Raw genomic sequence first — 20,651 nt, forward strand, 5'->3', positions numbered from 1 at the left:
CCCGCCCCGCGGCCCGCGCAACACTCCGCAGATCATCCAACGGAGGAACCGGATGGCCTTCGACACACTCTTCCTCAACGCACGCTTCGACGGCGGCACCCGCCATCACGTCGCGGTCAAGGACGGACGCATCGCCGCAATCACGTCCGTTGACCAGCCACCCGCCGGTGCCGAGACGATCGACCTCAAAGATGCCCTCGTCGTTCCCGGCTTCGTCGAAGGCCACATTCATCTCGACACCAGTTTCTATGGCGACGCCTGGCGGCCGCACAAGCCGTGCACCGACGGATTCAACGTGCACGAACGCGTCGCCTTCCAGGCGCAGAACATGGCCGAGGCCGCGCCGATGGACGTGCGCGCGCGCAACCAGCTCGATCTCTGCATCGGACACGGCACCACGCAGATGCGCAGCCACGTCATGGTCGACGGCTCGGTCGGCTTGAAATCGCTCGAAACGATCCTGGGTGTGCGCGCGGAATACAAAGGCCTGATCGAAATCCAGCTCGTCGCCTTTCCCCAGAGCGGCATCCTGTCGAGCCCGGGCACCGCGCAACTGCTCGACGAGGCCATCGAGCTTGGCGCCAACCTCGTCGGCGGGCTCGATCCCGCGAGCTTCGATCGCGACGTTGAAAAGCATCTCGACGTCGTGTTCGGCGTCGCCAATAAGAAGGGCGTCGACATTGACATCCATCTGCACGACGTGGGCACATTGGGCGCCTTCGAGATCGAGCAGATTGCGGCACGCACGCGCGCGCTCGGCATGGAGGGGCGCGTTGCAGTCAGCCACGCCTACGGGCTCGGCGACATCCCCGCGGATTACCTCAAGAAGGTCGCCGACATCCTCGCCCGCTCAGGCGTCGCGATCATGACCAACGCGCCGGGCGCGCGGCCGTTTCCGCAGATCCTCGCCTTGCGCAATGCCGGCGTGACCGTCTTCAGCGGCAACGACAACATCCGCGATTCCTGGTGGCCTTATGGCGACGGCGACATGCTGCGCCGGGCCACGACGCTCGGCTACCGTTCCGGCTTCAACATCGACGAGAAACTGCGCGCCGCATTCGACGTCGTCACCGCATCAGGCGCAAAGGCGCTCCGGCTCGAAGGCTATGGCCTGCGAATCGGCGCGAAGGCCGATTTCGTGGCGCTGAATGCAGAACACGTTCCCGAGGCCGTCGTCGCGGTGCCGCAAGGGCGCTCCGTCTACAAGGACGGCAGGCTCGTCGCCGCGAACGGCAGGATAGTAGGGAAATCCTGCTGACGACCGGCCGCTTTCCGTTCGATTTTACCGCCAAGCTTTCCAGAATTCCGAATACGGTAGAATCCCGGATAGTAGATTCTCTCCGATTCCCGATAGGTGCGCGCATTGCAAGTCCCGCGGTGCCGGTCATAGTAGGGCCTGCACTGAAGTCTGCATTCAACGGGGAAGCATGGACATGTTCAGCGCATTCAGCAGCATCGACATTCATTCCGTTCGAGCAAGAACACCCAGCGAGGTCGCCGTGAAGCGGCTCGACGGCATCGGGCACGTCCTGTCGGACCTCGATCTCGCTGATGTCCAGACTCAGGATGACCTGACACGTGCGCTTATGGCGCTCGACACGGCCGACAAGTGCATTCGGGCGATCCGCGCGGAATTCCGGACCGAAGCCGCGAGTGATCGGCTGGTCCGCAAGGCCGAAAGTCTGATGGCATTGATCGAACGCACCCGCGACGAGCTCATGGGCGTTGGCGCGGCATAGTCCTGGGCTGGCGTCGCCCTACTTCGCGCGATTGATCTTCGCGAGGATCCGGTCGGCCTCGATGCGCCAGTCGGCGCTGCGGGCAAACTCCCCGGTGCCCCTGGTGCCGAACAGCCCTTCATCGGCGAGATCGGCCACCCAGGCCTGCCGCTCGGCCGTGCCCTGCGCCGACCACGGCGTCAGTCCCGCTTCGCGCACCGTCTCGGCAACTTCGCGCACCTCCTCGGCACGCCGGCGGCCATGCTCGATCACGCGCTGGAAGAAATAGGCGCCCTGCGTCTCCCAATTGATGGCGGGAAACGTTTCTGCGAGCGAGGCCAGCACGGCATCCTCCACGCCATAGGCGCGCGCGGTGGTGAAGCTTTCGATGACCATGGCCTCGAGGCCCTTGATCATGATGCTGCGGCACATCTTCACCGCGGAGGACACGCCGAGCTTGTCGCTCGCGACCTTCGCCGCAAAGCCGATCGCGTTCAGCAGCGGCTCCAGCTCCCTGGCACCGGGGCCGCCGAGCAGCAGCGGCACCTTGATGCGATACGGCGGCACCGAAGTCATCACCGCACCCTCGACATAGCGCCCGGCAGCACCGTCGATCAGCACCGCGGCGCGCTGCTTGGCGCCGGGCGAGGCCGAGTTGAAATCGAGGAACCAGGTGCCCTGATTGATCGCGGCGGCGCAGGCCTTTGCGACAGGAACGGCCTGGCTTGCCGTGACCGCAGAGATGATGAAATCGGATTTCGCGGTCAGCTCGGCGTGAGACGCCGCAAGGCCAACGCCGAATTTCGCCGCATGCTGTTTCAGCGCAGTATCCTGCTCGCCCCCGAGCTTGATGTCATAGGCGGCAACCTTGATGTCCTGCTGGCGCAAATCCTCGGCCAATATCCGGCCGACCTCGCCATAGCCGACCAGCCCGATCTGCCATCGTCTCGGATCCGACATCAGTTCAATCCTCGTGTCGTCTCGTCGAACAGCTCCTCGACCGCATAGCGGCGCGGGATCAACGCCTGCTGGAATGCATAGTCGACGATCAATTCGAGCGGCTTCCTGTTGGCTTCGATCCCGAACGGGACGAGGTCCGGCGTTGCGGCGGGTCCCACGTGCGCCTTGTTCCGCTTGAGGAGATCATAGACGCCCGCGACCACATCAGGCCGCGATTTCGCAAGCTGTTCGGTCACGACCACGAGATGATTGACCGGCACGACACCGCGGCGGGCGTACCATGTGGCGGCTTCTGTCGCAGGATCCGGGAACAGCGGCTTCAGCCTGGGATCGTTGGAGGTCTCGCCGAGGACGGCATCGAGTTCGCCGTCGAGCAGCATCTGCAGGATCTTCTTGTCCTTCGGCGCGCGCTCGGTGGTGTCGACATATTCGGCGACATGCGGATCCTCGAACGTCACCCAGCGAATGTTGTCGAGATCGACGCCGTAATCGTTGGCGAGGATGCCCCTGATCCAGGCGCCCGTCGTCGTCGTGAAGGAGCGGATGCCGACGCGCTTGCCTTCGAGATCGGACGGCCCGAGCGTCCCATGCGAGGGATTATACAGCGCATAGGAATGCTGGAAACGGCCGAGCATGGTCGCCGGCAGCAGCACCAGCGGCTTGCCGTGGGCCTTCGCCATCAGATAGGTGACGATCGCCATCTCGCAGACATCGAACGCCTGCTCGCGCACCATCGGCTTGAACGCGGTGTTGATCGGCGTGTACTCGATGAAGTCGAGGTCGAACAGGTCGGAGCGCAGCTCGCCGCTCCTCACCGCCTGCACATGGGGGTGACTGCCGAGCACGGCCTTCAGCTTGAGACGATCCATCCGCCCGCTCCGCTTCCCTTATTTCGCTCAGACGTCCTCGGGATTGTCGACATAGACAAGACCGGCCTTCGCCAGCGCCTCGCGCATGCTGTACATGTCGAGACCGAGTTCGCCCGAGGCCAGCCGCTTGCGCTTGCCGCCTTCGTCCGCGTTGCGCTTGTTCGCCTTTACGGCGACCTCGGCAGCATAGCGCTTCGGCACCACCACCACGCCGTCGTCATCGGCGACGATGATGTCGCCGGGATCGACGTTGACGCCGGCGCAGACCACGGGGACGTTGACCGAGCCGAGCGTAGCCTTGACCGTGCCCTTGGCCGAGACCGCGCGCGACCACACCGGAAACTTCATCTCGTGCAGCGCTTTGACGTCACGGCAGCCGGCATCGATGATCAGCCCCTGCACGCCACGCCCTGGAGCGAGGTCGCGAGCAGCTCGCCGAACATGCCATCGGTGTTGTCGGTGGTGCAGCCGACGACGAGGATGTCGCCTTTCCTGCACTGCTCGACCGCGACATGGATCATCCAGTTGTCGCCGGGCTGCGCCAGCACGGTGACGGCCGCGCCGGCAATCGACGCACCTGCCCAGACCGGCCGCAGATACGGCTTCATCAGGCCGATGCGGCCATAGGCCTCGTGCACGGTCGAGACGCCGTACTCTGCCATTCCGGCGGGATCGGCACGCTTGATGCTGCGAACGACGACGGACTTCATGCGAGCTCCTCCGCAACCGTCGGGAACAGACGCTGATAGGCCTCGCCATAGGTCATCGGCACGCCGGTGTTGCGGCTGCCCTGGATGCCGCGGTTGAGCGCAACGCGCTCGTAATAGCCCCAGAGATGCTTCTGTGCGGCCAGGATCTGGAACGCCTCGTACTTCTCCTTCCAGACCTCATCGATCTTGAGGAGCAGGTCCGGCTTGTAGTTGCACTGCTCCGGCTGGTGCGGCTCGAACAGGAACACCGGCGGAGCCGAATATTTGTACTGCGCGCCGGGCTTGTGGCCCATCGCCTGCGCGACCACGCGGGTCTCCTGCGCGAAATGCGCGGCGTTCGGATGGTCAAAATTATAGGGGTCTTCCAGCGCATGCGTCAGCACGAAGCTCGGATTGAGTTCGCGGTAGATGTCGACCATGCGGTCGAAATGCGCTTCCGTCAGCTTCAGCGGATAGTCGCCGCAGTCGAAGAACTCGATCTCGGCACCGAGCAGCTTGGCCGCCCGCTCCGCCTCGTCCTTGCGGCCGGCCTTGACCGATTCCAGCGTCGCGCCCTTCTCCTTCCAGGCAAACTGGCTCTCGCCGCGTTCGCCGAAGGACATGCAGACGATCTTCATGCGATAGCCCTTTTTCGCATGCAGCGCGATGGCGCCGCCGGCGCGCCAGACGAAATCGCCCGGATGGGCGGTGACGACGAGACCTGTTTTCATGGGACAAACTCCCCTCTTTCGTTCGTAGGCATCATAGGCCGCCCGCCTCGTGCAGGCAGCCAATTCATCAGGCCGTGATGGCCGCTTCGCCACGACCTCGTCCGAGACCGTGCTTCCGCGGATGCTGACCAAGCTGGAGAAGGCGGGCTGCGAGAAGAGCGTGGTTGGCCTCGTGATCCCGACCGGTTATTCCTTCAATCACAGCAGCTCGACCTGCTCGGCGAGCCCGAACGGCGTGTTGGTCGCCTGCGCCAGGAACACCGAGGCCGCGGCGAGGTAAAGGCAGGTGCCGTCGAGATGGCGGCGACGCTGTCGGCGACCGGCACCATTCCGGTGACGAGCGTCGCGCTGGTGCTCGGCATCCACCGCCTGATGTCGCAGGGGCTGACGCCGACCAATTTGATCGGGAACGCGGTTGCGACCATCGCGATTGCCAAATGGGAAGGCGCGCTCGACGGCGAGCGCCTGCGGCGCGTGCTCGACGGTGCTGATCCTGCTCGTGACCTCCAAGGGCGCGGCGGGCATTGCAGGCGCGGCCTTCGTCGTGCTGGCTCAAGCTGATCCGTTACATCTGGGAAGAGCTGCTGATCTGCATCGAGCGAGAAGCCGCACAGCCGCGCCACGGGACCGAGCGCCACGATGATGAAGATGACGCAAGTGAGATAGAAGCCGCCCAGCAGCTTACCGAGCGAGGCCAGTGAGCCGACGGCCGAACTTGCCGACCGTGAAGGCAATGGCGCCGAATGCCCGATCGGCGCCGCCCACATCACGAAGCCGACGACGGCGAACACCATCTTGGCGGCGAGGTCGATCAGATGCACCAGCGGCGCGGCGCGCTCGCCGAGCTGCACCAATGCAAAGCCGCACAGAACGGAGATGAACAGCACCTGGAGGATGTTGCCCTCGGCAAACGCGCCAATGAACGTGGCGGGGACGATGTTCATCAGGAACGGCACGAAGCCGATGACGCTCGTCTGCTTGACATAGGGCTCGATCGCGCTGGCATTGATGCTGGCGGGATCGATGTTCATGCCGACGCCAGGCCTGAGCAGGTTCACCGCGACGAGCCCGATAATCAGCGCGATCGTGGTCATGATCTCGAAATAGACGATCGCCTTCACCGCGACGCGCCCGACGCGCGCCATGTCGGCCATATGGGCGATGCCGTGCACGACGGTGCAGAAGATGATCGGCGCGATCAGCATCCGGATCGCCTTGATGAAGGCATCCCCAAGCGGCTGCATCTTGGCGCCCGCGTCGGGGCTTACGATCCCAAGCGCGATGCCGGCCGCCATGGCGATGAGAACCTGGATCCAGAGCTCCTTCCACCAGGCGCGGCCGCGCGGCTTGTCGATCGCCAGCGCCGTCATTGGTCGAACTCGAACAGGCGCGCGGGGTTGTCGACGAGGATCTTCTGCTGGAACTCCGGCTCCGGCGCGAACAGCGGGATCAAATCGACGAGGTCGCCGTCATTCGGCATCACCTTGACGTTGGGATGCGGCCAGTCCGTGCCCCAGATGACACGGTCAACCGCAGTCTCGACGATCTTGCGCGCAAACGGCACGGCGTCAGTGAAGGGCGGGCCGGCCGAGGACACACGCTCGGAGCCGCAGATCTTGACCCAGCATTTCTCGTCGCGCTGCATCAGCTCGATCAGAATCCTGAACGGAAGCTGGTCGAGCCCGTCCGACGCCTTCACCCGCCCCATATGGTCGATGGTGTAGCTCAGCGGCAGCTTCGTCAGCATGTCGGCATATTCAGGCAGGTCGATCGCGTCGAAATGCAGGTCGATGTGCCAGCCGAGCGGCGCGACCATCGCAACGATGCGGTCGAACACGCGCTTGTCGGGAACGCCGCCGAGATGGCGGACGAAATTGAAGCGGCAGCCGCGGAAGCCGCCGTCGTGCAGCACGCGAAGTCCACGTTCGGTGATGGTGTCGTCGATATTGGCGACCGCACGGTAGGCGCCATTGCTCTCTGCGATCGCATCGAGCGCGACCGTGTTGTCGGTCCCGTGCACGCTCGCATTGACGATGACCGCCCGCTCCACCCCGAGCTTGGCGTGCAGCGCACGGAAATCCTCCAGCGGTGCGTCCGGCGGCGTGTAGGAACGATCGCGCGCATAGGGATATTTCGCGCCGGGCCCGAAGATGTGGCAATGCGCGTCGCACGACAGTTTCGGCAGCTTGAACTTCGGCGTGCGCGTGTTCGGATCGGGCGGCGGAATGGTCGGCGTGTACATCATCGTCATCAGGTGAACCGCCGAGCGTGACCGCTTCTTCAAGTCTTGCTGCTGGCCACAGCCCGCCGGCGCGCCGGCTGGTCGAGCGGCGGTGCCTGGAACGCGGCGACGGTGGCTTGCACCAGTTGCTCGATGGCGCTGGCCGCGTCGCTGCCGTCGGCCTCGCCACGCGACAGGCGTGAGACGCGGTCCGGCGTCACCAGCGAATAATACAGTGCACCGAGCAGGAAATGGCTGCGCCATACGATGTCCGTGCGCGGAATGTGCGGCAGGCTCTCGTGGACCGCGTCGATGAAGGCGTGGCTGGTGTCGTCAAAGGTCTGCGCGATGATTTTTCGCGCAACCTCGTTGCCTTCCGCCGACATCACGGCGCGCAGCCGCGTAAAGCGCGCCCCACCACCGGCAAGATCGCTGCCCGAGGTGAAGGCCGGCACCACATAGGCCCGCACGATCGCCTCCAGCCGGTCCTGGAGATCGCGCACGCGCCTGGCGGCGGCGAGCAGCTCGGAGCGGCGGAGATTCATCGGCCCGCAATGGCGCCGGTAGATCTCCAGCAGCAGGCCGTCCTTGGTCTTGAAATGATAGGTCACGCTGCCGGGATTGGCGCCGGCGGCCTGTGCGATGTCGCGCACGGACACAGCATTGAAGCCGTTGGTGGCGAACAGCTCCTCGGCCGCGGCGAGGATCGCCTCGCGCATGTTCGGCTTGCGGGCCGTTTCCTTGCTGGTGGGCTTGCGTACCATGTTATTTGTACTATCGTACAAAAGATCAGGTCTCGTCAACAACAACGATGCGAGACGTCCCCGGGCGGTTCGGAAGACCGCAGCAGGGGCGAATGGAGTGCTGGGAAAATGCTGGGTTTGAACACAACAATTGGTCGGCTCGTGGTCGGTGCGGGCTTGCTGCTGGCGGCGAACGCTGCGCAGGCTGAGAATTATCCGAGCAAGCCGGTCCACATCCTGGTGCCCTACGCGGCCGGGGGCGCGGTCGACGTACTCGCGCGCACGCTCGGCCAGGCGCTGGCCAAGACCTGGGGCCAGCAGCCGGTGATCGACAACCGTCCCGGCGCCGGCGGCATCGTCGCCTCGCAGGCGCTGACGCAGGCCGCGCCGGACGGCTACACGCTGATCCTGGTCGCGAGCGGCCATCCGCTCAACCAGTTCATCTACCCGAGCGTGCCCTATGACACGTTCAAGGATTTCACTGCGATCACCGAAGTGGCCTCTTCTCCACTCGCAATCGTGGTGGCGAAGGACAGCCCCTACAAGACGCTCGGCGATCTCCTGGCCGCTGCCAAGAAGGAGCCGGACAAGCTCTCCTACGGCATGTCCGGCAACAGCACGTCCGCGCATCTTGCCGGCGAGCTGCTCAAATACATGTCCGGCACCAAGATCGTCGCGATCCCCTACAAGGGCGGCGCGCCGGCACTGACCGCCGTCATCGCCGGCGAGATCCCGCTCAGCATCAATCCGCTTGCAGAGGCGATCGGCCAGCTCGAAGGCGGCCCGGTGCGCGCACTCGCGGTGACATCAGCCGAACGCTCCAAGGCGCTGCCGGATGTTCCGACCATCGCCGAGGCTGGCGTGCCAGGCTACGACGTCTCGGTCTGGTGGGGCGTGCTGGGCCCGGCAAAAATGCCGCCGGAGATCGTGTCCAAGCTCGAGACCGACCTCAAGGCCGCGCTGCAAGACCCCAGCGTGCTGTCGACGCTCGGCAAGATCGGCGCAGCTCCGGTCGGCTCCTCCGCCAAGGACTTTGATGCCTACATGCACGCCGAGGCGACCAAATGGGAGCCGGTGCTGAAGGCCGCCAACATCCGCGCGCAGTAAGGCGGGATCGTCTGATGAGGATATCTTCCTGGAGGCACGGTGCGCTCGCCGCCCTGCTCGCGTTTGCAACCGTCGGCCTCTCCGGCTCGTTCGCGAAGGCCGACGGCGAAGCAAAGCTCCTGGCGCCGAGCGGCACCTTGCGGGTCGGCATCTATCCGGGCAGCCCGACCTCGATGGTAACAGATGCGGCCGGCAAGCCGCACGGCCTCGCCTACGATCTCGGCGGCGAGCTTGCAAAACGGCTCGGCGTCGGCGTCGACTATGTCAGGTTCGAGCGCGTCGCCGACATCGTCACCGCGATTCACGACGACCGGGTCGATTTCACCGTGACCAATGCCACTCCGGCCCGTGCCAGCGAGGTCAGCTTCAGCCAGCCCGTGCTGGCGATCGAGCTCGGCTATCTCGCTCCGGCGAACTCGCCGGTCGGCAAGGTCGAGGATATCGACAAGCCCGGCGTGAAGATCGGCGTCACCAAAGGCTCGACCTCCGAGCGAACGCTGCCGGCGAAGTTCAAGAACGCGACCATCGTTCCCGCCGAAAGCGTCAAGGCCGCCATCGGCATGTTCGGGCGCGGCGAGATCGACCTTTACGCCACCAACAAGCCGACGCTGTTCGAGATGTCCGACCAGATGCCGGGCGCGAAAATCCTCGACGGCAATTGGGGGCTGGAGCACATGGCCATCGCGATCCCCCGGGGACGCGAGGACGCGCTTCCCATGCTCAATCGCTTCGTGACGGAAGAGCAGTCCTCCGGCGCGCTGGACACGATCCAGCAGCAGGCCGGCCTGCGCGGCGCGACCGAGGCGACGCGCAAGTAGACTCAATTCTCCGCCCGCTCCGCGGACCGCCAGACGCTCTCCGCCCAGGTGCAAGCGATTGGCATTCGCCAACATCGCTTACTCCGTTTGCTGCAAATCAACGCAGCAACATGGACAAAGCGTCATTGGTCTTCGGGGCTGCGTTGGGCGACGAAAGCGTGAGATCGCCGGAGACCGAGAATGAACAAACCTCTATTGTTGACACTGCATCGATGGATCACGCTGGTCTTCGCGCTGCCCCTGCTCGCGATCATCGCCACCGGACTGATTCTGTCCTTCGAGCCGCTGGTGCAAGTCAGTGGCATCAGTGGTCCGGCGATCGACGCCGGGCGCATCGTCGAGCTGGTGAAACGGTATGATCCGGATAGCAAGGCGCGCGGGCTTTCGGTCAATGCCGCGAGCCAGCGCATGACGCTGCAAGGCGCCGGCACCTCGGCGATCGATCTCGCAACGGGCGAGCCCGCTGCCGCGGGCTCCAGCCTCCCTGATCGATTCCTGTGGGCCCGCGTCACGCATGAACGGCTGCTCGGCCAGGCGTGGCTGGTGACAAGCTCGACCATCGCCATGGTGTCCCTGATGGTGCTCGGCCTCCTCATGGGACTGCCGCGCCTGCGCAATTCGCTGTCCGGATGGCACAAGGGCACCGCATGGTTTACGTTGCCGCTGATCCTGCTGAGCCCGCTGACCGGCCTGTGCATGGCGTTCGGCCTGACGTTCCAGAGCGGCGCCGCTCCAGCCGGCGGCGGACGTCCCGTTGCCTTGCCCGACGCTGTTCGCATGGTCGCAGATTCGCACGAGCTGTCGCATGTGATCTCGATCGGCGCGCGCGGCGGTCGCATGATGGCGCGGATCTATGAGGACGGGGAGCTGCGCGCCTATGCCGTCAATTCATCGGGCGTCACACCGCTGCCGCGCAACTGGCCGCGCCTGATCCATGAGGGAAACTGGTCGGCCCTGATCGCTTCGCCTCTGAACGTCGTGACGTCGATCGCACTGCTAACGCTGCTCTCAACGGGCCTCCTGATCTGGGCGCGGCGGAAGCTGCGCAAGCCGCGAGCGCGATCGAACAAGCAACCTGGCGCAACCGTTGCCAAGGCCGCCTAATCGGAGAACGCGTACGCATTCAACTGCGCATACCGGCCCGGCTGAGCGTCCCGCATCTTGTGGAGAGGGATGGTCACGTCTCCCTCGTCGCGCAGCACAATGCAGCATTCCCCTCGTGCAACGGTCGCCGGATCGCGCTAGTCTGCCGCACCCATGACCAGACGTACCGGCAGCGCCGATCTTCCTCTCCACACCGGACGGGTTCCGCCGTGGCTTGCGAGCCGCATGGCCTCGCTTGGCGCGATCGTCACGCAGGCGATCGTGCATCATTACGGCCGCGATGCATTTCTCCAGCGGCTGTCGCATCCGTTCTGGTTCCAGTCGTTCGGTGCCGTAATGGGGATGGACTGGCACTCCTCGGGGATCACCACCTCCGTGATCGGCGCGCTGAAGCGCGGGCTCGGCCCGCTGCAGGACGAACTCGGGATCTATGTTTGCGGTGGCCGAGGCCAGCATTCGCGCAAGACGCCGGACGAGCTGTTGCAGCTCGGCGAGCGCGTCGGCTTCGACGGCGTAAAGCTCACCCGCGCCAGCCGGCTGGTCGCGAAGGTCGACAGCGCGGCCGTGCAGGACGGCTTCGACCTCTATCTCCACGGCTTCTTCGTCACGGCCGACGGCACGTGGACGGTGGTGCAGCAGGGCATGAACGGCGACAAGCGGCAGGCCCGCCGCTATCACTGGCATTCCGAGACCTTGAAGAGTTTCGTCGACGCGCCGCACAGCGCGATCGACGGGCCGCAGCAAGGCGAGATCGTCAATCTCACCGACCACCGCGCCGATATCTCGCGCAGCGCGCAGCTCGAACTCCTCGGCGATCTCGGTCCCGGTCGCATCGTCGCCGAATTCGAGCGGCTCACCGGAGCCGCACCCGAACCGGCGCAGGCGATGCTGCCGCATCTGATCATGCCCGCGCATCACGATGTCAGGCCCAAGGACGTGTTCGCGCGGCGGCTGCACGGCACGCTGGCTGCGGCCGCCGAGCGTGGCCCCGTCGACTTCCCGGAGCTGTTGCTGACGCCCGGCGTCGGCGCCCGCACGGTGCGTTCGCTGGCGATGGTGGCCGAGGTCGTGCACGGCGCCCCCTATCGCTTCAACGATCCCGCCCGTTTCTCGCTCGCTCATGGCGGCAAGGACCGGCACCCCTACCCCGTCCCGATCAAGGTCTATGACGAGACCATCCGCGTACTGAAAGGCGCGATCCAGAACGCAAAACTCGGACGCGAGGAAGAGATGCAGGCGCTCAGGCGTCTCGACGACCAGGCGCGACGGCTGGAGCGGACCGCGCGTGGACCGTCGGTCGAGGCTTACATCGCCGGCGAGCGCGCGGCCTCTCCCGAGCTCGACGGCCGCTCCGTATTCGGCTGGGAGCGCGATCTCGTCGCTCCGAAGAAATCGGCCGGCTCCTGAAGCTGCCGCTCCGGCCCTCGCCTAGTCTTCAGCCTCCTCGTCGTCGAGCAGCCGGTTGGCCGAATGATCCTGGTACTGCTCCGTCTGGATGAACTTTCCGTCCATGCCGCGAATGTCGGAATGTTGCGCCTTGTCGCGGTTCGACAGGATCATGTTGTCGCCGACCTTGTCCTTTGCGATGTCCGTGAGTGCGCCAGTCCCCGCGCCCTTGCCGCGCGCGCCTGATCCGATATGCGTCTTGCCGCCGTTGGGCATGGACTGCTCCCTTGCTGCTGCGTGCATTGGGGCAACGCCTGCGCGACGGAGATTGTTTCGCACTCCACGCAAGATGATGCGCGCCATTGTTCCCGGCACGGCGTGCGCTGCGTCAGTCCGCGAGCAACGGCTCGGCGGCGGCACCACGGCTCGGCCTGCGGTTCCCGCCGGCAACGACAGGCAATCGCGTGATCGCACGCATACCCGGCCGCTTGCGCCAGTGGATTTGCGCGGGGTCCACGGCGAGCTCGAGTTTCGGCCATCGCGCAAGCAGCGCCTGCAACGCGCAAGTCGCCTCGATCCGCGCAAGCTGGTGGCCGAGACAGAAATGAATTCCCGTTCCGAACGACATGTGGCGGTTCGGCTTGCGCGTAAGGTCGAGCCGCTCCGGGCGATCGTGCACCGCCGGGTCCATATTGGCGGCGGCAAGCATGACCATGACACGGTCGCCCTTCTTCAGCCGTACGCCCGCAAGCTCGACATCCCGCCGCAGATAGCGCGGTTTGGAAAACTGCACGGGCGAGACGAAGCGCAGGAATTCCTCGACGGCGAGCGAGATGCGGCTCCAATCCTCCTCCAGCCAGTCGCGCAAGCCCGGATTCCTGAGCAGCTCGTAGACCGAACCGCTGATCAGATGCGTGGTGGTCTCCGAGCCTGCCGCGAGCAGCAGGAACACCATCGACACCATTTCGTCCGGCGTGATCTGGCCGCCCTCGCGCTCGACCTGGACCAGCTCGGCGATCAGGCCCTCGCCGCCCCGCACGCGCGCGATCTGCAACTGCCGTTCGAGGTAGGCGCGCATCTTGCGGAACGCGAACAGCAGGCGGAAGAAGCTGACGACATTCGTCAGCGACGACATCTTGTTGGCCCAGGCGATGAATCTCGGGCGATCGGCCGCGGGCAGGCCCAGCAGCTCGCAGATCACCGACACCGGCAGGATGCGGGCGTAACACTGGACGAGGTCGGCCGGGCTGCCATCGGCAAACAGGTCGTTCGCCAAACCGTCGGCGATGGCGCGAATGCGTGGCTCCATCGCCACGATCGCGCGGCGGCGAAATGCCTCGTCCACGATGCTGCGCAGCCGCGTGTGATCGGGCTCGTCCATGGTCAGCATGTTGTTGGCGATGGTGGTGACGAGCTTCGGCATCCACCAGCGCAGGCCGGCAACTTTGCCGTCCTCCTTGCGCAGCGTGAAGGTGGTGCCGTCCTTCAGGACCTCAGCGGTGGCGTCATGGGTCGTGGTGATCCAGACATCGCCGACGAGAGGAAATCGCGTCGCAACCACGGGGCCCGAGGCGCGCAGCGCCGCGATCGCCGCGGGCGGATCGCGAAAGAAGGCCTCGCTGGTGAAATCGAGGCGCGGTGCCATGGGATCACCGGATTGGTTGGTGGCGTCTCAACCAGATGGTGCGCGCGGACCCACGTGCAAGGGCCGGAACCGGTGCTGGCTGCGCCAGCGCGATGCTCGCGACCAGAGCCTATCCGCGGCCCGGCGAGCGCGGCCCGGTCTTGCGTTGCTGCTGGTTGGTGTAGGCGTCCCAATGGCTCCAGCTGCCGCTGCTGAGGCTTTGCAGGTCGGTGGTAAGCGGACGGCGCGTGCGCTTGTCGTAATCGGCGATCGCGCGTTCCGACTGCGCGATCTTGCGCTTCAGTTCTGCAACCGCCTTCTGGGTCTGGCCGTTCCGCTTCGACGAGGCGATCTCGCCCATCGTGAAGCGCGCCGTCTCGAGCGCCTTCAACTCGGCGCGGTTCTTCTTCAACTGAACCCGGTGCCAGGCGATGTTGCTGTCGCTGTCCGCAACCATGTGGGAACTCCGCTGATTCGTTCCCACAGTGTATCGCGCGCCGAATCGGCGCCGCAACGGGCGCCGCGCGGCGAAAATACGGTCTTATTGCGCAAGAATTCCGCGTCTAGCGCTCGGCGAAAGCCTTTTCGACCACGAACTGGGCCGGTTCGCCGTGATTGCCCTCGATGAAGCCGCGCTCGCCCAGGAGCACGCGGGTGTCCGCGACCAGCGCCGGGCTGCCGCAGATCATGACGCGGTCGTGCGCGGCCTCCAGCGCCGGCAGGCCGATATCGCTGAACAGCTTGCCCGAGGTGATGAGGTCGGTGATGCGGCCGCGGTTGCGGAAGGGATCGCGGGTCACCGTCGGGTAGTAGATAAGCTGGCTCTGGATGTACTCGCCGAGCAGCTCATCTTTCGGCAGATGCTCGGTGATCATCTCGCCATAGGCGAGTTCCTTGACGTGGCGGCAACCGTGCAGCAGCACCACCTTCTCGAAGCGCTCGTAGGTCTCGGGGTCCTTGATCACGCTCAGGAACGGAGCGAGGCCCGTGCCGGTGCCGATCAAATAGAGGTTGCGGCCCTCTTCCAGATTGTCGATCACCAGCGTGCCGGTGGCCTTGCGGCTGACGATGATCTCGTCGCCTTCCTTCAGGTGCTGGAGCCGCGAGGTCAGCGGGCCGTCCGGCACCTTGATCGAGAAGAACTCCAGCGTGTCCTCGTAATTGGCGCTGGCGACGCTGTAGGCCCGCAGCAGCGGCTTCTCGCCGACCTTGAGCCCGATCATGGTGAATTCACCGTTGCGGAAGCGGAAGGTCGGGCTGCGGGTGGTCTTGAAGGAGAACAGCGTGTCGGTCCAATGGTGGACGCTCAAAACGCTTTCCTGGTTGAAATTGCTCATCTCACCCTTCCGTGTCGCTACGTTGCGGTTCCGAGGCGGTCAGCTATGCGTCGTTTGTACACGATCATTCGTGTACTAATGAATAATCCGGCTTGATCCCTTGGTCAAGGCTGCCCAAGATCGGCAGCGTTGCAGTTAAGGAAAAGGACCCCTTCCATGGCGCATGACGCACCCCAGGCCGCCGGGCCCTCGAAGCTCGTGATCCGCAATATCGGCCTGATCCTGTCGGGCGCGCTGGAAAAGCCGATCCTGGACGGCGACACCATCGTCGCCGAGAACGGCAAGATCACCGCGATCGGCCGCTACAAGGATCTCGACACGGAAGGCGCGACCACCATCGTCGATGCCAACGGCACCACGGTGACCCCCGGCCTGATCGACAGCCATGTCCACCCCGTCGCCGGCGACTGGACGCCGCGCCAGAACCAGATCAACTGGATCGACAGCTCCCTCCATGGCGGCATCACCACCATGATCTCGGCAGGCGAAGTGCACATGCCGGGCCGCCCCCGCGACGTGGTGGGGCTGAAGGCGATGGCGATCTTCGCCCAGCGCGCGTTCTGGACGTTGCGTCCGGGCGGCGTGAAGGTTCATGCCGGTGCGCCGGTCATCGAATGCGAGATGGTCGAAGAAGACTTCAAGGAATTGGCCGCCGCCGGCGTCAAGCTGCTTGGCGAAGTCGGCCTCGGTGGCGTCAAGGACGGACCCACTGCGCGCAAGATGGTGGGTTGGGCGCGCAAATACGGCATCCAGAGCACCATCCACACCGGCGGCCCCTCGATCCCCGGCTCCGGCCTGATCGACAAGGACGTGGTGCTGGAGGCCGACACCGACGTGGTCGGCCACATCAATGGCGGCCACACCGCCCTTCCCGACGACCAGATCCGCTGCATCTGCGAGGGCTGCAAGCGCGGGCTCGAGATCGTTCATAACGGCAACGAGCGCTCGGCGCTCTATACGCTGCGCATCGCGCGCGAAATGGGCGACCTGCACCGCGTCATCCTCGGCACCGACGGGCCGGCCGGCTCCGGCGTGCAGCCGCTCGGCATCTTGCGCATGGTCTCGATGCTGTCCTCGATCGGCGAGCTGCCGGCCGAGATCGCCTTCTGCCTCGCCACCGGCAACACCGCGCGGATGCGGCAGCTCGATTGCGGCCTGATCGAGGTCGGCCGTGCCGCGGATTTCGTCATCATGGACAAGGCGCAGCACTCGCCGGGCAAGAACATCCTGGAGAGCGTCCAGCTCGGCGACCTCCCCGGCATCGGCATGACCATCATCGACGGCATCGTCCGCACCCAGCGCAGCCGCAACACCCCGCCCGCTGGCCGGGTGCCGGAAGTGGTGGCGAAGTGACGGCACTTGCCGTCATTCCGGGGCGCGCGAGAGCGCGACCCCGGAATCTCGAGCAACAATCTCCGGATTCCGGGTTCACGCGCGGCGCGCGTGCCCCGGAATGACAGCCAATTTCACCGCAACTTGCTCAACAGCGCCATCAGCATCTCGCGCTCCTTGGCGTCGAGCGGCGCCAGCGTCTCGCGGGTGATGGCGAGCGCATTCGGCGCCAGTTTCTCGGCTAGCTGCTGACCGGCACGCGTCAGGCTCACCAGCAGGCGCCGTCCGTCCTCGGGATCCTGGCTGGTTTCAGTCAGGCCGCGCGCCGTCAGGCGGTCGATCACGCCCTTGATGGTCGCGACGTCCATCGCGGTCAGCCGTCCCAGCTGGTTCTGCGAGCACGGCCCGGTCTCGGCGAGCTTTGACAGCGCCGCCCATTGCGTCGGCGTCAGATTGGTCCCGATATCGCGGGAGAAGATCGAGCTGTGGCGCTGCCAGACCTGGCGCAGGATGAAGCCGACCTGCTCGTCGAGCACGTAAGGCGGTTTTGCCGGTTTGACGCTCTTCTTCGCCGCAACGCTTCTCGCCATCCGCTCCCCGACCTTCCCTTTGCCGTCACAACGACAGATGCGCGTCGCGGATGTCCGGACGCGCGTCGAGCTCGGCCATGGTGCCGCCGAAGCAGATGCGGCCGCGCTCGATGATATAAGCGCGATCGGAAATCAACCGCGCGAAGTGCAGATTCTGCTCGGAGACGACGATGCTGACGCCCTCCTTCTTCATGGTCAGGATGGCATCGACCATCTGTTCCACGATCTTCGGCGACAGGCCTTCCGACGGCTCGTCGAGCAGCACCAGCGACGGGTTGCCCATCAGCGTGCGCGCGATGGTGAGCATCTGCTGCTCGCCGCCGCTCATGCGGCCGCCCGGGCGGTTCTTCATCTCGCCGAGGTTCGGAAACAGCGTGAACAACTTGTCGCGCGTCCAGTAGGGCGCGTTCGGGCGCTTCGGCTGCCGGCCGACTTCGAGATTCTCCTCCACCGTCAGATCGGTGAAGATTCGCCGCTCCTCCGGCACGTAGCCGAGCCCCTCGCGCACGATCTCGTGCGTCGGCCGCACCGACACGTCCTTGCCCTCGAACAGGATGCGGCCCGAGCGCTGCGCCACGAGGCCGACGATCGAGCGGAACGTCGTCGACTTGCCGGCGCCGTTGCGGCCCAGCAGCGCCACCACCTCGCCCTCGCCGACCTCGAATCCGATGTCGAACAGGATATGCGCCGGGCCGTAATGGCTGTTGAGGTCCTGCACCGTGAGTTTCATGCCGAGGCTCCGTCGCGATGGCGGGCATCGTAGACGAGCCCCTCGCCGAGATAGACCGCCTGCACCTGCGGGTTGCCGCGCACCTCGGCGGGCGAGCCCTCGGCGATCAGCGTGCCGCGGTTGAGCACGATGATGCGGTCGGCGTGCTCGAACACCACGTCCATGTCGTGCTCGGTGAAGAGCACGCCGATCGATTTCTCCCGCGCGATTTGAGCCGTCAGCCGCATCAGATCGACGCGCTCGCGCGGCGCCATGCCGGCGGTCGGCTCGTCCATCAGCAAGAGTTTCGGCTGGTTGGCGAGCGCGACCGCAAGCTCGAGCCGCTTGAGGTCGCCATAGGCGAGCTCGCCGCAGGGACGATCCGCATAGCCGCTCATGCCGACGAGCTCGAGCAAGCGGCCGGCTTCGCCACGATCGAACTTCGGCGCCGAGCCCCAGAGATTGAACAGCTGCTTCCCGTGCGAGATCAGCGCAACCTGCACGTTCTCGCGCACCGTCATGGTAGCGAACGTCGCGGTGATCTGGAAGGTACGCCCCACCCCGAGCCGCCAGATCTCGCGCGGCTTCTTGCCGGTGGTTTCTTCGCCAAGCAGGCGGACCTGGCCGGAATCCGGCTTGTTCTGGCCGTTGAGCATGTCGAAGCAGGTGCTCTTGCCGGCGCCGTTCGGGCCGATCAGCGCCAGGATCTCGCCGGCACGCAGCGAGAACGAGACGCCGCGCACGGCATGGATGCCGCCATAGGATTTGGTCAGGCCTTCGACCGCGAGAAGTGGGGGTGCGACGCTCATTCGGCGGACTCGATCGGCTTGGCAAGCAAGGGAGATCCCGGCGGCGATGTCTTCCTGCGACGCTGCGCCAGCATCTCCAGCATGCCGACGATGCCCTTGGGAAAGACGACGACGATCAGCACGATGAAGCCGCCGAGCACGAGCTTCGACAGGTCGGTCTGGCTGACCAGCCAGATGTTGAGCGCCTTGTAGACGATGGCGCCGATCACCGCGCCCGACACCGTCTCGACGCCGCCGAGCAGCACCATGACCAGCGCGTCGACCGAAAGCGAGATGCCGAGATTGTCCGGGAAGACGCTGCCCTTGAGATAGGCGAACAGCGCGCCGCCGATGCCGGCGGTCGTGCCCGCGATCACGAAGGCGGTCCACTGGATGCGCTTGGCGTTGATACCGATCGCTTCGCTGCGCAGGAGCGAGTCGCGCGTGGCCCGCAGCGCGTAGCCGAACGGCGAGAACACCATGGCCCGCAGCGCGACCGTGACGAGCGCCGCGACGCCGAGCGCCAGCCAATAGAAGTGCGACGGGCTCGCCGCCCATTTTTCCGGCCAGACGCCCAGAATGCCGTTGTCGCCGCCGGTGACGCTCACCCATTGGAACGCGATCGACCAGACGATCTGCGCAAAGGCGAGTGTCAGCATCGCAAAGTAGACGCCGGAGAGCTGCACGGCGAAGAAGCCGAACACCGCGGCGCCCATGCAGCCGAGCAGCGGCCCGAGCAACAGGCAGACGATCATCGGCAGTCCGGCCATCTTGGCGAGGAAGGCGATGCCGTAGGCGCCGAGGCCGAAATAGGCGGCGTGGCCGAAAGACGCGAGTCCCCCGACCGACATCAGGAAGTGCAGGCTGACGGCGAAGATCACGAAGATCGCGATCTCCGAGCCGACGGTCAGCGCGTAGTTGCCGGCGAACAGCGGCAGCGTTGCGGCAATGACGAGCGTTGCCAGCGCGGCCAGCCGCTCGTTCGACGACAGCGGGCGCCAGGGATTGACGGTGAGACCCGGCGTCCTGCGCGCGGCCGCCTCCGGCTTGCCGAACAGGCCCCAGGGGCGGACGATCAGCACCACCGCCATCACCAGGAAGACCAGGATGATGGAGATCTTCGGGAAGATCAGGATGCCGAAGGCGTTGAGCTCGGAGACCAGCACCGCCGCGACGAAGGCGCCGACGATGCTGCCGAGACCGCCGATCACGACCACGACGAAGACCTCGACGATGATGCGCAGATCCATCGCGTGATGCACGGCATCGCGCGGGATCTGGAGCGCGCCGCCGAGCGCTGCGAGGAAGACGCCGACCGCGAACACCGACGTGAACAACCATTTCTGATTGACGCCGAGAGCCGCGACCATGTCGCGGTCCTGCGTTGCCGCGCGCACCAGCACGCCCCAGCGCGTGCGCTGGAACAGCAGCCAGAGAATGCCGAGCACGACCGGGCCGAGCCCGATCAGGAACAGGTCATAGCTCGGGATGTTCTGGCCGAAGAAATCGATCGCGCCCTTGAAGCCCGGCGCGCGGCGGCCGACGAGATCGTCGGGCCCCCAGATCAGCACGACGAGGTCCTCGACCATCAGGGTCAGACCGAAGGTCGCGAGCAGCTGGAATAATTCGGGCGCGTGATAGATGCGGCGGAGCAGCACCATCTCGACGATGACGCCGATCAGCGCCACGGCCAGCGCGGCCGCGACGATACTGCCCCAGAAACCGAACGCGCCCGAAAGCCGCTCGGTGAGCGTGAAGGCGATGTAGGCGCCGATCATGTAGAAGGCGCCATGCGCGAAATTCACGATCCGCGTCACGCCAAAGATGATCGACAGGCCCGAGGCCACCAGGAACAGCGACGCTGCGCTGGCGAGACCGGTCAGAAACTGTACGACATAAAAGGCCATCGGCGGTCCGGGTTCAGG

The 20,651-nt window shown here is 65.4% G+C and carries 20 protein-coding genes and 3 pseudogenes; 8 read left to right on the top strand and 15 right to left on the bottom strand.

The window, feature by feature from the left end:
* Positions 1 to 52 precede the first annotated feature (52 nt).
* Together ACFLEY_RS27460 and ACFLEY_RS27465 are read left to right on the top strand one after the other, a co-directional pair.
* Positions 53 to 1,258, top strand: a complete 1,206-nt coding sequence (locus ACFLEY_RS27460; protein ID WP_211433440.1) for an amidohydrolase family protein — start codon at positions 53 to 55, stop codon at positions 1,256 to 1,258.
* Positions 1,259 to 1,433: 175 nt separating this feature from the next.
* Positions 1,434 to 1,739 (top strand): hypothetical protein, encoded by a 306-nt coding sequence (locus ACFLEY_RS27465; protein ID WP_060913046.1) that lies wholly within the window; start codon positions 1,434 to 1,436, stop codon positions 1,737 to 1,739.
* Positions 1,740 to 1,757: 18 nt separating this feature from the next.
* On the opposite strand, the gene ACFLEY_RS27470 is transcribed toward ACFLEY_RS27465, so the two are convergent.
* The 4 genes and pseudogenes from ACFLEY_RS27470 to ACFLEY_RS27485 form a co-directional block, all read right to left on the bottom strand.
* Positions 1,758 to 2,681: a DUF1932 domain-containing protein gene (locus ACFLEY_RS27470; RefSeq protein ID WP_171901337.1), complete on the bottom strand. Its 924-nt coding sequence runs from the start codon at positions 2,679 to 2,681 to the stop codon at positions 1,758 to 1,760.
* Positions 2,678 to 3,547, bottom strand: a complete 870-nt coding sequence (locus ACFLEY_RS27475) for a hypothetical protein (RefSeq protein WP_060911569.1) — start codon at positions 3,545 to 3,547, stop codon at positions 2,678 to 2,680. The genes ACFLEY_RS27470 and ACFLEY_RS27475 overlap by 4 nt, the downstream gene beginning before the upstream one ends.
* A 27-nt stretch (positions 3,548 to 3,574) precedes the next feature.
* Positions 3,575 to 4,257, bottom strand: a pseudogene (locus tag ACFLEY_RS27480) (4-carboxy-4-hydroxy-2-oxoadipate aldolase/oxaloacetate decarboxylase).
* The gene (locus ACFLEY_RS27485; RefSeq protein ID WP_011086622.1) at positions 4,254 to 4,967 is read right to left on the bottom strand and encodes a PIG-L deacetylase family protein; all 714 of its coding nucleotides are present in this window, start codon (positions 4,965 to 4,967) and stop codon (positions 4,254 to 4,256) included. Before ACFLEY_RS27485 ends, ACFLEY_RS27480 begins: the two are co-directional and overlap by 4 nt.
* A gap of 88 nt (positions 4,968 to 5,055) precedes the next feature.
* Here ACFLEY_RS27485 and ACFLEY_RS27490 point away from each other — a divergent pair.
* Positions 5,056 to 5,528: pseudogene (locus tag ACFLEY_RS27490) on the top strand (cation:dicarboxylate symporter family transporter); the annotation flags it as partial.
* Between the two features lie 113 nt (positions 5,529 to 5,641).
* Here the strand turns inward: ACFLEY_RS27490 and ACFLEY_RS27495 are convergent.
* The 3 genes and pseudogenes from ACFLEY_RS27495 to ACFLEY_RS27505 all read right to left on the bottom strand — a co-directional run.
* A pseudogene (locus tag ACFLEY_RS27495) lies at positions 5,642 to 6,337 on the bottom strand (cation:dicarboxylate symporter family transporter); the annotation flags it as partial.
* Positions 6,334 to 7,218: an amidohydrolase gene (locus tag ACFLEY_RS27500; RefSeq protein ID WP_060911567.1), complete on the bottom strand. Its 885-nt coding sequence runs from the start codon at positions 7,216 to 7,218 to the stop codon at positions 6,334 to 6,336. The gene ACFLEY_RS27500 and the pseudogene ACFLEY_RS27495, both read right to left, overlap by 4 nt.
* Before the next feature lie 29 nt (positions 7,219 to 7,247).
* The gene (locus ACFLEY_RS27505; RefSeq protein ID WP_028170897.1) at positions 7,248 to 7,952 is read right to left on the bottom strand and encodes a TetR/AcrR family transcriptional regulator; all 705 of its coding nucleotides are present in this window, start codon (positions 7,950 to 7,952) and stop codon (positions 7,248 to 7,250) included.
* A gap of 108 nt (positions 7,953 to 8,060) precedes the next feature.
* Between ACFLEY_RS27505 and ACFLEY_RS27510 the strand changes: the two genes are divergently transcribed.
* The 4 genes from ACFLEY_RS27510 to ACFLEY_RS27525 all read left to right on the top strand — a co-directional run bounded on the left by ACFLEY_RS27510 (position 8,061) and on the right by ACFLEY_RS27525 (position 12,367).
* Positions 8,061 to 9,038, top strand: coding sequence for a tripartite tricarboxylate transporter substrate binding protein (locus ACFLEY_RS27510; RefSeq protein WP_211433441.1), 978 nt, complete (start codon positions 8,061 to 8,063; stop codon positions 9,036 to 9,038).
* Between the two features lie 14 nt (positions 9,039 to 9,052).
* Positions 9,053 to 9,856 (top strand): ABC transporter substrate-binding protein, encoded by an 804-nt coding sequence (locus ACFLEY_RS27515; protein ID WP_060911566.1) that lies wholly within the window; start codon positions 9,053 to 9,055, stop codon positions 9,854 to 9,856.
* A gap of 180 nt (positions 9,857 to 10,036) precedes the next feature.
* Positions 10,037 to 10,960 (top strand): PepSY domain-containing protein, encoded by a 924-nt coding sequence (locus ACFLEY_RS27520; RefSeq protein ID WP_060911565.1) that lies wholly within the window; start codon positions 10,037 to 10,039, stop codon positions 10,958 to 10,960.
* Between the two features lie 153 nt (positions 10,961 to 11,113).
* On the top strand, positions 11,114 to 12,367 hold the full coding sequence (locus ACFLEY_RS27525) for a DUF763 domain-containing protein (RefSeq protein ID WP_396604259.1): 1,254 nt from the start codon (positions 11,114 to 11,116) through the stop codon (positions 12,365 to 12,367).
* A 21-nt stretch (positions 12,368 to 12,388) separates the two neighbouring features.
* Here the strand turns inward: ACFLEY_RS27525 and ACFLEY_RS27530 are convergent, their stop codons facing one another.
* The 4 genes from ACFLEY_RS27530 to ACFLEY_RS27545 all read right to left on the bottom strand — a co-directional run bounded on the left by ACFLEY_RS27530 (position 12,389) and on the right by ACFLEY_RS27545 (position 15,307).
* Positions 12,389 to 12,622 (bottom strand): hypothetical protein, encoded by a 234-nt coding sequence (locus ACFLEY_RS27530; RefSeq protein WP_028170893.1) that lies wholly within the window; start codon positions 12,620 to 12,622, stop codon positions 12,389 to 12,391.
* A 112-nt stretch (positions 12,623 to 12,734) separates the two neighbouring features.
* Complete coding sequence (locus ACFLEY_RS27535; protein WP_060911563.1) at positions 12,735 to 13,991, bottom strand: cytochrome P450; 1,257 nt, start codon at positions 13,989 to 13,991, stop codon at positions 12,735 to 12,737.
* 109 nt (positions 13,992 to 14,100) lie between these two features.
* Positions 14,101 to 14,427: a hypothetical protein gene (locus ACFLEY_RS27540; RefSeq protein ID WP_028170891.1), complete on the bottom strand. Its 327-nt coding sequence runs from the start codon at positions 14,425 to 14,427 to the stop codon at positions 14,101 to 14,103.
* 106 nt (positions 14,428 to 14,533) lie between these two features.
* On the bottom strand, positions 14,534 to 15,307 hold the full coding sequence (locus ACFLEY_RS27545) for a ferredoxin--NADP reductase (RefSeq protein WP_011086612.1): 774 nt from the start codon (positions 15,305 to 15,307) through the stop codon (positions 14,534 to 14,536).
* Between the two features lie 156 nt (positions 15,308 to 15,463).
* Here ACFLEY_RS27545 and ACFLEY_RS27550 point away from each other — a divergent pair, with 156 nt between their 5' ends.
* Entirely contained in the window at positions 15,464 to 16,660 is a 1,197-nt protein-coding gene (locus tag ACFLEY_RS27550) for an amidohydrolase family protein (RefSeq protein ID WP_060911562.1), read from the top strand.
* A gap of 113 nt (positions 16,661 to 16,773) precedes the next feature.
* Here ACFLEY_RS27550 and ACFLEY_RS27555 read toward each other — a convergent pair whose 3' ends face one another.
* The 4 genes from ACFLEY_RS27555 to ACFLEY_RS27570 are packed head-to-tail and all read right to left on the bottom strand — an operon-like array spanning position 16,774 to position 20,633.
* Positions 16,774 to 17,229, bottom strand: coding sequence for a MarR family winged helix-turn-helix transcriptional regulator (locus tag ACFLEY_RS27555; RefSeq protein WP_011086610.1), 456 nt, complete (start codon positions 17,227 to 17,229; stop codon positions 16,774 to 16,776).
* 25 nt (positions 17,230 to 17,254) lie between these two features.
* Positions 17,255 to 17,959 (bottom strand): ABC transporter ATP-binding protein, encoded by a 705-nt coding sequence (locus tag ACFLEY_RS27560; protein WP_060911561.1) that lies wholly within the window; start codon positions 17,957 to 17,959, stop codon positions 17,255 to 17,257.
* On the bottom strand, positions 17,956 to 18,747 hold the full coding sequence (locus ACFLEY_RS27565; protein ID WP_028170890.1) for an ABC transporter ATP-binding protein: 792 nt from the start codon (positions 18,745 to 18,747) through the stop codon (positions 17,956 to 17,958). The genes ACFLEY_RS27560 and ACFLEY_RS27565 overlap by 4 nt, the downstream gene beginning before the upstream one ends.
* Positions 18,744 to 20,633, bottom strand: coding sequence for an ABC transporter permease (locus ACFLEY_RS27570; protein ID WP_060911560.1), 1,890 nt, complete (start codon positions 20,631 to 20,633; stop codon positions 18,744 to 18,746). Before ACFLEY_RS27570 ends, ACFLEY_RS27565 begins: the two co-directional genes overlap by 4 nt.
* Positions 20,634 to 20,651: the final 18 nt, after the last annotated feature.

This window comes from Bradyrhizobium sp. YCK136 (assembly GCF_044570075.1).
GTDB classification, from domain to species: domain Bacteria; phylum Pseudomonadota; class Alphaproteobacteria; order Rhizobiales; family Xanthobacteraceae; genus Bradyrhizobium; species Bradyrhizobium diazoefficiens.

What these genes read in the sequence shown, in the direction of transcription:
- ACFLEY_RS27545 (WP_011086612.1), bottom strand. Translation starts at nt 15,307, where the DNA reads ATGAGCAATTTCAACCAGGAAAGCGTTTTGAGCGTCCACCATTGGACC.
- ACFLEY_RS27540 (WP_028170891.1), bottom strand. Translation starts at nt 14,427, where the DNA reads ATGGTTGCGGACAGCGACAGCAACATCGCCTGGCACCGGGTTCAGTTG.
- ACFLEY_RS27555 (WP_011086610.1), bottom strand. Translation starts at nt 17,229, where the DNA reads ATGGCGAGAAGCGTTGCGGCGAAGAAGAGCGTCAAACCGGCAAAACCG.
- ACFLEY_RS27570 (WP_060911560.1), bottom strand. Translation starts at nt 20,633, where the DNA reads ATGGCCTTTTATGTCGTACAGTTTCTGACCGGTCTCGCCAGCGCAGCG.
- ACFLEY_RS27475 (WP_060911569.1), bottom strand. Translation starts at nt 3,547, where the DNA reads ATGGATCGTCTCAAGCTGAAGGCCGTGCTCGGCAGTCACCCCCATGTG.
- ACFLEY_RS27565 (WP_028170890.1), bottom strand. Translation starts at nt 18,747, where the DNA reads ATGAGCGTCGCACCCCCACTTCTCGCGGTCGAAGGCCTGACCAAATCC.
- ACFLEY_RS27505 (WP_028170897.1), bottom strand. Translation starts at nt 7,952, where the DNA reads ATGGTACGCAAGCCCACCAGCAAGGAAACGGCCCGCAAGCCGAACATG.
- ACFLEY_RS27500 (WP_060911567.1), bottom strand. Translation starts at nt 7,218, where the DNA reads ATGACGATGATGTACACGCCGACCATTCCGCCGCCCGATCCGAACACG.
- ACFLEY_RS27560 (WP_060911561.1), bottom strand. Translation starts at nt 17,959, where the DNA reads ATGAAACTCACGGTGCAGGACCTCAACAGCCATTACGGCCCGGCGCAT.
- ACFLEY_RS27535 (WP_060911563.1), bottom strand. Translation starts at nt 13,991, where the DNA reads ATGGCACCGCGCCTCGATTTCACCAGCGAGGCCTTCTTTCGCGATCCG.
- ACFLEY_RS27550 (WP_060911562.1), top strand. Translation starts at nt 15,464, where the DNA reads ATGGCGCATGACGCACCCCAGGCCGCCGGGCCCTCGAAGCTCGTGATC.
- ACFLEY_RS27460 (WP_211433440.1), top strand. Translation starts at nt 53, where the DNA reads ATGGCCTTCGACACACTCTTCCTCAACGCACGCTTCGACGGCGGCACC.
- ACFLEY_RS27465 (WP_060913046.1), top strand. Translation starts at nt 1,434, where the DNA reads ATGTTCAGCGCATTCAGCAGCATCGACATTCATTCCGTTCGAGCAAGA.
- ACFLEY_RS27520 (WP_060911565.1), top strand. Translation starts at nt 10,037, where the DNA reads ATGAACAAACCTCTATTGTTGACACTGCATCGATGGATCACGCTGGTC.
- ACFLEY_RS27510 (WP_211433441.1), top strand. Translation starts at nt 8,061, where the DNA reads ATGCTGGGTTTGAACACAACAATTGGTCGGCTCGTGGTCGGTGCGGGC.
- ACFLEY_RS27525 (WP_396604259.1), top strand. Translation starts at nt 11,114, where the DNA reads ATGACCAGACGTACCGGCAGCGCCGATCTTCCTCTCCACACCGGACGG.
- ACFLEY_RS27530 (WP_028170893.1), bottom strand. Translation starts at nt 12,622, where the DNA reads ATGCCCAACGGCGGCAAGACGCATATCGGATCAGGCGCGCGCGGCAAG.
- ACFLEY_RS27515 (WP_060911566.1), top strand. Translation starts at nt 9,053, where the DNA reads ATGAGGATATCTTCCTGGAGGCACGGTGCGCTCGCCGCCCTGCTCGCG.
- ACFLEY_RS27485 (WP_011086622.1), bottom strand. Translation starts at nt 4,967, where the DNA reads ATGAAAACAGGTCTCGTCGTCACCGCCCATCCGGGCGATTTCGTCTGG.